General features: G+C 73.7%; 13 protein-coding genes. 4 read left to right on the forward strand and 9 right to left on the reverse strand.

The genetic code is table 11. The features are described 5' to 3' along the window. Positions 1-131: 131 nt before the first annotated feature. The 6 genes from HNR08_RS01730 to HNR08_RS01755 form a co-directional block, all read right to left on the reverse strand. On the reverse strand, positions 132-2,429 hold the full coding sequence (locus HNR08_RS01730; RefSeq protein WP_146836145.1) for an exo-beta-d-1,3/1,6-glucosidase: 2,298 nt from the start codon (positions 2,427-2,429) through the stop codon (positions 132-134). Between the two features lie 14 nt (positions 2,430-2,443). Next, positions 2,444-3,403, reverse strand: a complete 960-nt coding sequence (locus HNR08_RS01735; protein WP_146836142.1) for an ABC transporter permease — start codon at positions 3,401-3,403, stop codon at positions 2,444-2,446. A gap of 3 nt (positions 3,404-3,406) precedes the next feature. Continuing rightward, positions 3,407-4,489, reverse strand: a complete 1,083-nt coding sequence (locus HNR08_RS01740) for an ABC transporter permease (RefSeq protein ID WP_146836139.1) — start codon at positions 4,487-4,489, stop codon at positions 3,407-3,409. Further along, a complete protein-coding gene (locus tag HNR08_RS01745; protein ID WP_146836136.1) occupies positions 4,486-5,286 on the reverse strand; it encodes an ABC transporter ATP-binding protein in 801 nt (266 codons plus the stop codon). The genes HNR08_RS01740 and HNR08_RS01745 overlap by 4 nt, the downstream gene beginning before the upstream one ends. Next, positions 5,283-6,104 (reverse strand): ABC transporter ATP-binding protein, encoded by an 822-nt coding sequence (locus HNR08_RS01750; RefSeq protein WP_146836133.1) that lies wholly within the window; start codon positions 6,102-6,104, stop codon positions 5,283-5,285. The genes HNR08_RS01745 and HNR08_RS01750 overlap by 4 nt, the downstream gene beginning before the upstream one ends. Before the next feature lie 62 nt (positions 6,105-6,166). Beyond that, on the reverse strand, positions 6,167-7,849 hold the full coding sequence (locus HNR08_RS01755; RefSeq protein WP_146836130.1) for an ABC transporter substrate-binding protein: 1,683 nt from the start codon (positions 7,847-7,849) through the stop codon (positions 6,167-6,169). Positions 7,850-8,109: 260 nt separating this feature from the next. On the opposite strand from HNR08_RS01755, the gene HNR08_RS01760 reads away from it, so the two are divergent. Continuing rightward, positions 8,110-8,760: a TetR/AcrR family transcriptional regulator gene (locus HNR08_RS01760; RefSeq protein ID WP_146836127.1), complete on the forward strand. Its 651-nt coding sequence runs from the start codon at positions 8,110-8,112 to the stop codon at positions 8,758-8,760. Here HNR08_RS01760 and HNR08_RS01765 read toward each other — a convergent pair. The 3 genes from HNR08_RS01765 to HNR08_RS21215 are packed head-to-tail and all read right to left on the reverse strand — an operon-like array spanning position 8,757 to position 10,836. After that, positions 8,757-9,758: an NAD(P)H-dependent glycerol-3-phosphate dehydrogenase gene (locus tag HNR08_RS01765; RefSeq protein WP_146836124.1), complete on the reverse strand. Its 1,002-nt coding sequence runs from the start codon at positions 9,756-9,758 to the stop codon at positions 8,757-8,759. The two genes, HNR08_RS01760 and HNR08_RS01765, sit on opposite strands and share 4 nt — an antisense overlap. After that, a complete protein-coding gene (locus HNR08_RS01770; protein WP_146836121.1) occupies positions 9,755-10,516 on the reverse strand; it encodes a lysophospholipid acyltransferase family protein in 762 nt (253 codons plus the stop codon). Before HNR08_RS01770 ends, HNR08_RS01765 begins: the two co-directional genes overlap by 4 nt. A gap of 32 nt (positions 10,517-10,548) precedes the next feature. Beyond that, a complete protein-coding gene (locus HNR08_RS21215) occupies positions 10,549-10,836 on the reverse strand; it encodes a hypothetical protein (protein ID WP_221287244.1) in 288 nt (95 codons plus the stop codon). 246 nt (positions 10,837-11,082) lie between these two features. Here HNR08_RS21215 and HNR08_RS01775 point away from each other — a divergent pair, with 246 nt between their 5' ends. Genes HNR08_RS01775 through HNR08_RS01785 form a run of 3 tightly spaced genes read left to right on the forward strand, consistent with a single transcriptional unit; the run spans position 11,083 to position 13,221 of the window. Then, complete coding sequence (locus HNR08_RS01775; RefSeq protein ID WP_146836118.1) at positions 11,083-12,258, forward strand: ANTAR domain-containing protein; 1,176 nt, start codon at positions 11,083-11,085, stop codon at positions 12,256-12,258. 25 nt (positions 12,259-12,283) lie between these two features. After that, positions 12,284-12,445, forward strand: coding sequence for a hypothetical protein (locus tag HNR08_RS01780; RefSeq protein ID WP_168430301.1), 162 nt, complete (start codon positions 12,284-12,286; stop codon positions 12,443-12,445). Beyond that, positions 12,445-13,221, forward strand: coding sequence for a GAF and ANTAR domain-containing protein (locus HNR08_RS01785; protein WP_146836116.1), 777 nt, complete (start codon positions 12,445-12,447; stop codon positions 13,219-13,221). Before HNR08_RS01780 ends, HNR08_RS01785 begins: the two co-directional genes overlap by 1 nt. Positions 13,222-13,227: the final 6 nt, after the last annotated feature.

The raw sequence follows: 13,227 nt of genomic DNA on the forward strand, positions 1-13,227 counted from the left end.
CCTCGCACCCCACCCCGCCGAGACAGGTCCGCCCGGCCGAGAGAGGACCGTCCGACGCCCTGTCTCGGCGGGACGGTCCTCTCTCGGCGCGCTGCGGCGTGCGGCGTGGGGGCGGGGTCCGGGGGCGCGGGTCAGGGGCGGACCGTGAACTCCGCCCGGAGGAGGGTCTCGTCGCGGGACGACGGGCCCACCAGGAGCTCGAACTCGCCCGGCTCGACCACCCGGGTGCCGGCGGCGTCGACGATCGTGCAGTCCGCGACCGGGACCTCGATCGTCACCGTGGCCGTCTCGCCGGGGGCCAGGTCGACCTGCCGGAACGCCTTGAGCTCCTTGTCGGCCCAGGACACCGACGTCACCCGGTCCGAGACGTACGCCTGCACGGTCTCCCGCACCGGCCGGTCCCCGGTGTTCGCGAGCGTGACCGAGCCCCGGACGACGTCACCGGCCCCGAGGTCGGCCGCCGCGAGCCGCAGGCCCGAGTACGCGACCGTCGTGTACGACAGCCCCTCGCCGAACGCGAACGCCGGCCGCTGGGTGAGGTCGGCGTACCGGTCGCCGTGCTGGCCGCGGACCTGGTTGTAGTAGGTCGGCTGCTGCCCGACGTGCCGCGCGAACGACACGGGCAGGCGGCCGGACGGCTCGGCGAGCCCGAGCAGCACCTCGGCGACGGCCTGGCCGCCCTGCATGCCCGGGTTCGCGACCCAGAGCAGCGCGGCGGCGTCCAGCGCCGAGTCCGGCAGCACCAAGGGCTTGGAGGCGAGCAGCACCACGACCAGCGGCGTGCCGGTGGCCGCGAGCGCGTCGAGCAGGGCGATCTGCCCGCCGATGAGCTCGAGCGTGGCGGTCGACCGGCCTTCACCGACGAGCTCGATCCGGTCCCCGACGACGGCGACCACGTAGTCGGCGTCCCGCGCGGCAGCGACGGCCTCGGCGATCAGGGCCTCGTCCGGCTCGCACGGGACGACGAGCGGCGGGCGCGGCTGCCCGTCGACGAACGTCGCGCCCGCCGGGTCCGGCGCGAGGGTGAGGATGTCCGCCCCGCGGGCGTGCGTGATGGCCCACTCCTGCGGCACCGTCGCCCGCAGGCCGTCCAGCACCGTGGTGATCATCTCCACCGGCTGGCCGTCCGGGAGCCAGTCGGCCTGGCCGGAGCTTCCGGCCCAGTCGCCGAGCTGGGTCTGCGCGTCGTCGGCCAGCGGTCCGACCACGGCGATCGTCCTCGCGGCGGTGCCGGGCGCGGCCCGCAGCGCACCCGCGGGGCCGGTCCCGGGGGCGGGCTCCAGCCCTCCGGCCAGCGGGAGCACCCCGTCGTTGGTCAGCAGCACCAGCGAGCGGCGGGCCACGGCCAGGTTGAGCTCGGCGTGCGCGACGGAGCCGACCACCGCGACCTGGGCGGCGGGGTCGGGCCGGCGCGGGTTCTCGAACAGCCCGAGCCGGAACTTCAGGGTGAGGATCCGGGCCACCGCGGCGTCCAGGTCGGACTCGGCCAGCAGCTCGGAACGGATGGCGTCCAGCGCTCCCTGGAAGAACCCGGGGGTGGTCATCACCATGTCGTTGCCGGCCTTCACCGCGGCCGCCGCGGCGTGCGCGTAGTCGGGCTGCACCTTCTGCTCCCAGACCATCCGCCCGACGTTGTCCCAGTCGGTGATCAGCGTGCCGCTGTAGCCCCACTCGCCCCGCAGCACGTCGTTCAGCAGCCAGTCGTTCACCGTGATCGGCACGCCGTCGGTGGTCTGGTAGCCGAGCATGAACGTCGCGCAGCCCTCGCGCGCCACCCGCTCGAACGGCGGGAGGAACCACGAGCGCAGCTTGCGGCGGGAGATGTCGGCCTCGGAGGCGTCCCGCCCGCCCTGCGTCTCGGAGTACCCGGCGAAGTGCTTGGCGGTGGCCAGGATCGCGGTCGGGTCGTCGAGCCCGGTGCCCTGGTAGCCGCGGACCATGGCGGAGGCCAGCTCACCGATCAGGAACGGGTCCTCGCCGAAGGTCTCGTCCACCCGGCCCCAGCGCAGGTCGCGCGCGATGCAGAGCACCGGCGAGAAGGTCCAGTGCACGCCGGTCGCGGCGACCTCGACGGCAGTCGCCCGAGCGACCTGCTCGACCAGCCCGGCATCCCAGGACGCGGCCATGCCGAGCTGCGTCGGGAAGATCGTCGCCCCGACGAAGAACGAGTGCCCGTGGATGCAGTCCTCGCCGACGAGCAGCGGGATCCGCAAGCGGGTCTGTCCGGTGAGGTCGTGCGCCTCGGCCAGCCGCTCCGGTGACGTGTGCAGGATCGAACCCACGTGCATGCGCAGGATGTGGTCCTCGACCCCCTCCCGGGCGTCGAGCTGCATCATCTGGCCGACCTTCTCCTCGACGGTCATGCGGGCGAGGAGGTCGTCCACCCGAGCGCCGATGGGCGCACTGGCGTCGAGGTACGTGGCATTCATCAGGTGGTCGTTCCCTACTTGGTGTCCGAGGTGACGGCTGTGACGCCGTCGGTCATGTCCATGCCCTTGTCGCGCATGGCGCGGGCGAGCTCGCCCGCGGAGCGTAGACGCGGGTTGATGTACTCGTCGATGCCGAAGTTGAGCAGCGCGAGGGCGACACCGATCGCCGCGATGCACAGCCCGGGCGGCAGGAACCACCACCACTGGTTCTGGGTGAACGCGCCCTGCGCCGACGCCCAGTTCAGGATCGTGCCCCAGTTGTACGCGTTGACCGGGATGACCCCGATGTACGACAGGGTGGTCAGGCCGAGGATCGCCGCGGTGACCGAGCCGACGAACGACGACGCGATCAGGGCGGTGAGGTTCGGCAGCATCTCGACTCCGATGATGCGGCGCAGCGGTTCTCCGTTGAGCTTCGCCGCCTGGACGAAGTCGCGGTTGCGCAGCGACATGGTCTGGGCGCGCAGCACCCGCGCGCCCCATCCCCACCCCAGGATCCCGAGGATCGCGGCGACCACCCACAGCGGCGGGTTGGTGAACCGCGACGCGATGATGATGAGGATCGGGATGCCGGGGATGACGAGGAAGACGTTCGCCAGAGCCGACAGGGCCTCGGACCGCCACCCCGGCAGGTAGCCCGCCAGGACGCCGACGACGACGGCGATCGCCATCGAGATCAGCGAGGTGAGCGCGCCGACGACGACCACGCCGCGGGTGCCGTGGATGACCTGGCTGAGGACGTCCTCGCCGAGGTGGGTCGTGCCGAACCAGTGCGCGGCGCTGGGCGGCTGGAGCCGGGCGGTCGCGTCGATCTGCGTCGGGGAGTACGGGGCGAGCTGGTCGGCGAAGACGGCAACGAGCACGAACACCGCGAGGATCGACAGGCCGGCGATCGACTTGCCGTTGCGGAACATCGCGAAGCCCGCGCCGAGCCGGGCGCCGCGCCCGCGGGGGGTCGTCTGGGTGATCGACATGGGTCAGCCTTCCGACTGCCGGGTGCGGGGATCGAGGACGGCGTAGGCGACGTCCGCCAGGATGTTGGCGACCAGGACGGCCAGCACGATCACGAGGAAGCCGCCCTGCATGAGCGCGTAGTCCTTGGCGTTCGTGGCGTCCAGCAGCATCTTGCCGACGCCGGGGTACGAGAAGACCTGCTCGACGATGATCGCGCCGCCGACGATGAACCCGATCGACAGGGCGAACGACTGGATCTGCGGCAGGACGGCGTTGCGCGCGGCGTAGCGCCACAGGACGCGCCGGTTCGGCATGCCCTTGGCCTGGGCCACGGTGACGTAGTCCTCGTCGAGGACCGTGAGCATCATGTTGCGCATCCCGAGCATCCACCCGCCCAGAGAGGCGACGACGATCGTGGCCAGCGGCAGCGTCCCGTGCTTGATCACCTCCCCGAGGAACTCCGGCGTGAGGCCGGGGGTGGTGCCGATCCCGTAGGCCTTGCCGATGGGGAACCAGCCGAGCGTGACGGAGAAGACCGAGATCGCCATCAGCCCGATCCAGAAGTACGGGACGGTGGACAGGAAGGTCGTCACCGGGATGAGGGCGTCCAGGCGCGACCCGCGCCGCCAGCCGACGAGCGCGCCCCCGACGGTGCCGATCAGGAAGGAGCACACGGTCGCCAGCCCGATCAAGCCCACCGTCCACGGCAGCGCGTTCGCGATGACCTGGCCGACCGGCTGCAGGCCGTGGGTGATGGCGATCCCGAGGTCGCCGCGGGCCAGCATCGCCAGGTAGTCCCCGTACTGCTGCCAGAGCGTCCGGTCGGAGTCCAGGCCGAGCAGTGCGCGCAGCGCGTCGGCCGCCTCCGGCGAGATCCCGCGGTTGCGGGCAAGGTAGTTGTCGACCGCGTCGCCCTTCATCATGCGGGGCACGAAGAAGTTGATCGTGATGGCGGCCCACAGCGTGAAGAGGTAGAACGCGACGCGGCGCCCGATGAACCGCCAGGGGGCCTTCGCCCGGGTCCTGGTGGCCCGGGTCGCGGTCGTCCCGTCAGCGACCACGTCGGCCTCGGTGGGGCTGGGGCTGGGGCTGCTGAGCGTGGTCATCGGGCACCTCCGGCGCTGTCGGCGAAGAACCGCTCCGGGTCGGGGGACGCCTCGCGGAGCTCGCGGGTGTACGGGTGCTGCGGGCGCAGGATGACGTCGTCGGCCGAGCCGTGCTCGACGACCCGGCCCTGGTTGAGCACGATGATCTCGTCCGAGAAGTACCGGGCCGTGGCGAGGTCGTGGGTGATGTAGAGCACCCCGAGGCCGTCCTGGGCCTGGATGTCGGAGAGCAGGCCGAGCACGCCCATCCGCAGGGACACGTCGAGCATCGAGACCGGCTCGTCCGCGACGAGCAGGGCCGGGCGCGGGGCCAGGGCCCGGGCGATGGCGACCCGTTGCCGCTGACCACCTGACAGCTCGTGGGGCCGGCGGTCGATGATGGCCCCGGCGTCGAGCTGGACCTTGGCCAGTAGGCGGTGCACCTCGGCGTCGACCTCTTCGGGCGGCACGACCCCGGAGAGCGCGAGCGGGCGCGCGACGTGGTGCCGGATCGAGTGGTACGGGTTCAGCGACGCGAACGGGTCCTGGAACACCATGCGCAGCTGCTGGCGGTAGGCGCGCAGCGCGGCGCCCCGGGTCGGGATCGGCTCGCCGTCGAGGAGCACCTGCCCGCTGGTCGGCCGCTCCATCTGCGTGAGGATCTTGGCGACGGTCGACTTGCCGGAGCCGGACTGACCGACCATGCCGATCGTCTGCCCGCTCGAGAGCGTGAACGACACGTCCCGGAGCGCGTCGATCGACCCCGCTCCTCGGACGCGGTAGGTCTTGGAGACGCCGCGGACGTCGATCGAGGTCATCGGGCCGCCTCCCGCTCGGCCGTCAGGCGCGGGAAGGACGACAACAGCGTCCTGGTGTACTCGTGGCGCGGCCGGAACCAGATGTTCGGCGCGGTGTCGAGCTCGACGATCTGCCCGGCACGCATGATCGCGATGCGGTCGGAGATCTCGAGCAGCAGCGGCAGGTCGTGGGTGATGAACACGACCGAGAACCCGAACGCCTCGCGCAGGCCGGTGATCTCCCGCAGGATCTCCCGCTGCACCAGCACGTCCAGCGCCGTCGTGGGCTCGTCCATGACCACGAGCTGCGGGCGCAGGGCGAGCGCCATGGCGATCATGATGCGCTGGCGCATCCCGCCGGACAGCTCGTGGGGGTAGCTCTTGATGCGCGCCGCGCCCACCTTGACGATCTCGAGCAGCTCGACGACCGCGGCGGTGCGCTCGGCCCGCGACATGGCGGGGCGGTGCACCTCGAAGACGTCGGCGAGCTGGGCACCCACCGTCGCCACCGGGTTCAGGGCGCTCATCGCGCCCTGGAACACCATGGAGATCTTGTCCCACCGGAACGCCCGCATCGCGTCGGCGCCCAGGGCGAGGAGGTCGACGTCGCTGCCGTCGGCGTCGTGCCAGGTGACCGACCCGCCGGGGATGACGGCCGGAGGCTTGAGCAGGCGCTGGACGCCGTAGGCAAGCGTGGTCTTGCCGCACCCGGACTCGCCGGCGAGCCCGAGCACCTCGCCCCGGTGGACGGTGAGGGACACGTCCCGGACCGCGTCCACGGGTGCGGCCGTCTCGTACCGGACCGAGAAGTCCCGGACCGAGAGGAGTGGGTCGCTCATCTGTGAGGTCTCCTTGCGTGAGGGTGCCAGGGGCGGCGGCGTGCGCCGCCCCTGGCACGGGATCACTCGACGGGCTCGAGGGTGCTCAGGACGAGGGCGACCTCGGCCTGGGTCGGGTCGGCGGAGGCGTACATGTCCTCCTCGGTCGGCCAGCCGGTGTAGCTGCGCTCGTTGAACAGGCCCAGCAGCGGGTGGGAGCCCAGCGGGATCGCCGGGACGTCCCGGACGAACGCCTGCTGCAGCGTCGTCATCGCGGCAGCACGGTCGGCGTCGTTGTCAGTGCTGGCGTAGGTGTTGAGCGCGGCGTCGACCTCGGGGTTGCTGTAGCGCCCGAAGTTGAAGTCGGCGTTCTCCTCGCCGGTCTCGGCGTCGGTCGTGATCCAGCGGGTGCCCATGATGGAGTCGTAGACGCCCCAGGCGCCCTCGCCATCGAGCCAGTGGATGATCGCGTCGAAGTTCCCGGTCTTCCGGGCCTCGTCCCAGCCGCCCCAGTCGGGCTGCTCGATCGTGACCTCGATGCCGAGCTCCTTCATCTGCTCCGACAGCAGTGCCTGCTCGGTGTTCCAGTCGGTCCAGCCGGCCGGGACCGAGACCGAGAACGTGACCGGCTCGCCGTCCGGGTCCACGAGCGCGTCGCCGACGCCCGTGTAGCCGGCGTCCTCGAGGATGGACGTCGCCTTGTCGAGGTCGACCTCGTAGGTCTGCCCCGCGAACTCGTCGACGACGTCCTGCTCCAGCGACGGGCCGAGGCCGGTCACCGAGTCCACGACGGCCGAAGCGCCCTCGCGGGCGATCTCCACGTAGGCCTCGCGGTCGATGGCCCAGGCGAGCGCCTCGCGCAGCGCGGGGTCGTCGAACGGCTTGCGGGTGAGGTTGAGGAACAACGTCCCCGCGCCGGCGGTCGGGGTCACCAGGTACCGGTTGGCCGGGTCCTTGTCGAGGAAGGTCTCCTGGACCTGCGGCAGGAACGCCTGGGCCCAGTCCGCCTCGCCGGTCGCCAGGGCCGTGGCCAGCGCGGAGTTGTCGCCGTAGGAGACGTAGTGCAGCTCGGGGACCGCCAGGTCCCCGTCCCAGTAGTCCGGGTTCGCGGTGAGCGTCACCGACTCCGTCGACCAGCTCGACAGGACGTACGGGCCGGTCCCGATGGCCTCGCCCTCGCCGGTGAGCGCGGCGGTCGACGGGTCGTCGAGGGTGTCCCAGATGTGCTTCGGGACGATCGGGACGTGCAGCACCGTGCCCCGCTTGACGAACTTGGAGTTGCCGAACTTCAGCGTCGCCGAGTCCCCGTCGACGTCCGCCCCCAGGTAGTCCAGCGCAGCGGTGTCGGTGAGGCGCCCGTCGAGGTACATGTCGAACGTGCCGACGATGTCGTCGATCGTGAACGGCTCGCCGTCGTGCCACGTCACTCCCTCGCGGGCGGTGACCGTGAGCTCGGTGTAGTCCGCGTTCCACTCCAGGCTCGAGGCCAGGCGCGGGGTGACCACGCTCGAGTCCGCGGTGTTGACCAGCGCCATCGTCTCGAACATGGCGTAGCGGTAGCCGTACATGCTGGCCGAGCTGTCCCCGAGGAACGGGTTGTTCGACTCGGTGGTGATGGCGCCGTCCGGCTTGGCGATGGTCAGCGCGGCACCGGTCCCGCCGGTGGACGCGCTCTGCTCGGTCCCCCCGCCCGACCCACCGGAGCAGGCCGTCAGTGTCAGGGCGGCGGCCACGCCGAGCGCGACTGCCGGGAACTTCAACCTCATGGTTTCTCCTTCGAAACGAACCGTCATCCACCGACGGATTCTGAGGTCGCGCCGCGTCGTCGCGGTCACGTTGCGAGGAGATTACTACACTGGCAGTAAGTGACCGCTGTCCTGCAGGATCACAAGTTGGTCACGGACTGAACGTCCCCGGTCGCGGCGCGCCCGACGGATACGATCGGGCGCCAGAGCGCGCGCAGGGCTGCGCGAGGCGACCGCACAGCCGTAGCGGCGCGAGACGCCTGGAAGGAAGTGGGAGAGCGATGAGCGAGGCCAGACGGTCCGCGCACCCCCGCCCGGAGACCCTCGAGCGCCGGCGACGCATCCTGTCCGCGGCGATGACGACCTTCGGCCGCAAGGGCTACAACAAGGGTCCGCTCACCGAGATCGCCGACCAGGTCGGCATGACGCACGCCGGGATCCTGCACCACTTCGGGTCCAAGGACCAGCTGCTCGTCGAGGTGCTCCGGTACCGCGACCAGACCGACGTCGAGGACCTCGACGAGGGGCACATGCCGTACGGCATCGAGCTGTTCCGGCACCTCGTGCGCACCGCGTTCGCCAACGAGCGCCGTCCAGGCCTCGTGCAGACCTATGCCGTGCTGTCCGCGGAGTCCGTCACGGACGACCACCCCGCCAGGGCGTACTTCCAGGAGCGCTACGACACGCTGCGCGGCGACATCGTCGCGGCGTTCCGGCTGGTCTGCGCCGAGCGCGGCATCGCCGAGCCGGACACGGTCGATCGTGCCGCTGCCGGCATCCTCGCCGTCATGGACGGGCTGCAGGTGCAGTGGCTCCTCGCGCCGGACGACGTGGAGCTGGCACTCGCCAGCGAGTTCGCGATCGAGGCCCTCGTCGCGGCGGTCGTCCATCCGCAGCCCCCGGAGGTCGCCACCGAGCGGCCCGACCGCTAGACGCCCTCCGCCTTGCGCGGCCGCCCCAGCAGCAGCGGCGCCAGCGCGTCCACGGGCAGCCCCTCGTGCAGCACCTGCACCACGGCCGCGGTGATCGGCATCTCCACCCCGGCGCGCTCCGCGAGGTCCAGCACCGACCGGGACGACTTCACGCCCTCCGCGGTGCCCCCGGTGGCCGCGGTCGCCTCGTCGAGGGACATCCCCCGCCCGATGTGCAGGCCGAGCCGGTGGTTGCGGGAGTCCGGCGACGCGCAGGTCGCCATGAGGTCCCCCATGCCCGCGAGCCCGGGGAACGTCTCGGCCCGCGCGCCGAGCGCCAGCCCGAGCCGGGTGATCTCGACCAGCCCGCGCGTGATGACGGTGGCCATGGTGTTGTACCCGAGGCCCCGGCCCTGCGAGATGCCGACCGCGAGCGCGATGACGTTCTTCACGGCCCCGCAGAGCTCGACGCCGACGACGTCGTCGTTCGTGTACGGGCGGAAGTACCCCGAGGCGCACGCCGCGGCGACCCGCTCGGCGGCGCCCGCGTCCGCGGCGGCCACGACGGTGGCGGTCGGCTGCCGCGCGGCGATCTCGGACGCCAGGTTCGGCCCGGACAGCACCGCGACCCGGGCGGCGGGCAGGTCCAGCGCCTCGGCCACGACCTCGCTCATCCGCTGGTCGGTGGCGAGCTCGACACCCTTCATCAGCGAGACGGCGACCGCGCCCGGGTCCAGGCGGCCGGCGAGCGGGGCGAGCGTCGCGCGGGCCGACTGGGACGGCACGGCCACCGCGACCACGTCGGCACCGGCGACCGCCGCGACCGGGTCGGGGTCGGCCGTGACGCCCGCGGGCAGCTCGATGCCCGGCAGGTACCGCTCGTTGCGGCGGTGCTCCGCGATCTCGGCGCAGACCGCGGCGTCGCGGCCCCAGACGGTGACCTCGCACCCCGCGTCGGCGAGGACGGCGGCGAACGTGGTGCCCCAGGCACCCGCGCCGAGGACGGCGGCGCGCGTCACGCCGCTCCCGCTGCCGGGCCGGACGCGCCCGCGGACCCCGCCCCGGGGCCGCCCCCGTCGCGGCGCATGTCGTACGGCCGCTCGGGCGGGGTCGCGCCGCGCACGTCCGCGAGGAGCGCGGTGATCGCGGCCATGACCCGCTCGGTGGCCTCCCGCAGCGTCGCGGCGTCGAGCGGCCGGTCGTACAGGTCGTCCAGGTCGACCGGCGGCCCGGCGACGACGGTGATCCGCTTCGGCGGGATCGGCTTGAACAGCTTGGCGTACCGCCCGAGCAGGTCCTGCGCGCCCCACTGCGCGATCGGCACGACCGGGGCGCGGGACGCGAGCGCCAGCCGGGCGACGCCGGTCTTGGCGACCATCGGCCACAGGTCGGGGTCCCGGGTGAGCGTGCCCTCGGGGAACACGGCGACGCACTCCCCCGCCGCCAGGGCGGTCTCGGCGGCACGCAGCGAGTCGCCGGCCTGCGCGGTGTTCCGGTACACCGGGATCTGCCCCGTGGTCCGCAGGACCCAGCCGACCACCGGCACGGAGAACAGCGACGACTTCGCGAGGATCTTGGGCGCGACGCCGTTGTCGTACAGGTAGTGCGCGAACGTCAGGGGGTCGACGTTCGTCATGTGGTTGCCGGCCGCGATGAACCCGGTCCCGGACGGGAGGTGCTCGGCACCCCGCCAGTCGCGGCGCGTGATGCCGTACAGCACGGGGCGCAGGACGCGGGCGACGTTGCGGTAGGCGCGGTTGGCGCGGGGCGGGTGCACGGGAGCCGATGCTACCCGCGGCCGGGCACCCCTCAGCGGGCGGCGGGCGCGACGCTCCCGCCGCGCGCCCCGCGCCGCAGGCGCACCTCGACCGGGGCGCCCGGGACGTCCGCGACGCGCGCCCGCACCTGCGCCGCGGCCTCCGCCTCGACCTCCGCGTCCGTGAGGTCCTCCACCAGCGGCACGTCCGCGAGCGCGCGGGTGCGGTCGACCACGCGCAGCAGCTCGTCGACGGCCGCGACGGTCTGCCGGCCGGTGGCGACGACGAGCGCCGCGCCGCCCACGTCGAGACGGACCACCAGGTGCAGGCCACCGGTCACCGGGCTCGCCTCCTCGACCGCCGGGGCCCCGGTCCGGACCGATGGCCACACGATAGGTCGCGCCGCGCGCGCCGCAACCGGTGAGGCGCACCTGGCGTGCGTCCGGCGTGCGCATTTGGCACTATCTCCCCCAGGTCCCGCGACGCGGTCGTCGGGACCCCCGCGCGTCGTTGGGACGAAGCGAGCAGCGCGAGAACAGCGTGTCGGTGGCATGCCGCCGGCGCGCCCTCGGCTCCGGAGCTCCGCATGTCCCTCACCACACGCTCGTCGTCGTCCCCGGCGGAGCATCGCTCCGCCGTGCCCGGCACCTTCCGCGTCCTCGGCGACAACGGCTCCCTGGTCTGGTCGGAACCCGTGTTCCGGATCCACGGGTTCGAGCCCGGCGACGTCGTCCCCTCGACCGCCCTGATGCTCGCCCACTGCCACCGCGACGACCGCCCCGCCCTCGAGGCCGTGCTGCGCGTCGCGCCCGAGCCCGCCGCCGAGGGCCGCAGCGTCCGGTACCGGCTCCTGGACGCCGTGGGCACCGAACGCATCGTCCTGGCGGTGCTGGCTCCTGGTGTCGACCCGCGGCACTCCGGACGCCCCGCCGACGGCGTCCCGCACCGGGCCGCGACGGACGGCGCCCCCGCCGGGTCCGAGGGCGTCCTGCAGGACGGCCGCACCGGGCAGGACGGCCACGCCCGGCAGGACGGCCACCCCGACCACGACGGCCACCCGGGCCACGCCGGCGGGACGGGCGGGCGCGCCGACGGCCACGCGGCGCAGCTGCTCGGCCTGCTCGTCGACCTCGGCGCCGAGATCGGCGCGACCGCGGCGCGCCGCGCGGACGACATGCTCGCCGCGGCCATCGCGTCCCGCGAGGTCATCGACCAGGCCAAGGGTGCCGCGATGCTCGCGTACGGCCTGGACGGCCCGGCGGCCTTCGAGTTCCTGCGCTGGCACTCCGAGCACCTCAACGTGAAGGTGCGCAGCGTCGCCGAGCGCCTGCTCGCCGCCCTGCCCGGCCGGAGCGTCGACGCCGACCCGCGCGACGTGCTGGACGCGGCGCTGGCCAGCCTGGCGGACGTGCCCGCCCCGTCGCCGGACCCGGTGGCGCCGGCGGACCGGGACGGGCTCCCGGCGCGCCTGGTGGTCCGGCACGCGCTAGAGGGCCGGACCGTGCTGGTGCGGCTCGACGGCGAGGTGGACGCGGCCACGGCGCCCACGCTGGTGGCGGGCCTGGCGGACGCCCTGCGCGCCACGCCGAACCGCGGTCAGCTCGTGGTGGACGCCGCGGACCTGGACCGGCTCGGCCCGGTGGCCGCCCTGCACATCGCGCGCCTGCGCCGCCGCTGCGACCACGCCGGCGTCACCCTGCGCCTCGTGCCGCCGGACGGCCGGCCCGAGATGCGGGGCGGGGCCGCGCGCAGCAGCATGTGAGGACCCCGACGCGAGGAGGACGGACGTGAGCGACCAGCCCGACGACCGGCCCGAGGGCGTGCTGCCCGGGGGCGACCCCGACGACGCCGCCGAGCGGAGCACCCCCGGCTCGGACGGCGACGGCCCCGAGCCCGGCTACGAGCCGCCCGCCGACGACGAGGCGGGGCGCGGCGCGGACGGCGCGTGATGGCGACCGGGCACGGCGCCGGGCAGGAGGCCGCGCCGGACTGGCGGTCCGGGGCCCTCGGGGAGCTGCACGCGCTCCTCGCGGCGACCGTGCCCGTCGACGCGCTGCTGGACGCGATCGTGCGCCGCGCGGCGACGCTCGCCGGCCCGGACGCGTCCGCGGCGATCACGGTCCGGCTGGGTGGCCAGGCCACGGTCGTGGCCGCCAGCGACGAGCGGGCGGCCACGTGCGACCGCGCGGAGCAGGCCGCCGGCGACGGCCCCTGCCTGGAGGCGGCCCGGGTCGAGCGGCTCATCACCGTCCCCGACGTGGCGGCCGACCCCCGGTGGCGGGAGTGGCGGGAGGCGACGCTCGCGGCCGGCTTCGGGTCGGCCGCCGCGCTGCCGGCGCGCGCGGAGGACGGCATCCAGCTCGACCTCGCGATCAACCTCTACCGCGCGGGCACCGGCGAGTGGCACGAGGACGTCCTGGCGGGCGTCGGGCGGTTCGCGGACGACGCGGGCCGGGCCGTCGCGGTCGCGGCCCGGGCCGAGGAGCAGGCGCGGGTGAACGCCGACCTCAAGCAGGCGATGGCCGCGCGGGCGGTCATCGACCAGGCCCTCGGCGTGGTCATGGCGCAGAACCGCTGCGGCCCGGAGGAGGCGTTCGCGATCCTGCGGCGGGCGTCGCAGAACCGGAACGCCAAGATGCGGGACGTCGCGGCGGAGATCGTCACCCGCATCTCGGGCACGGAGCCGCACAGCCCGCACGAGTTCCGGGACCGGCCGGGGCGCTGAGCGCGC

The organism is Cellulomonas hominis (assembly GCF_014201095.1).
GTDB lineage: Bacteria > Actinomycetota > Actinomycetes > Actinomycetales > Cellulomonadaceae > Cellulomonas > Cellulomonas hominis.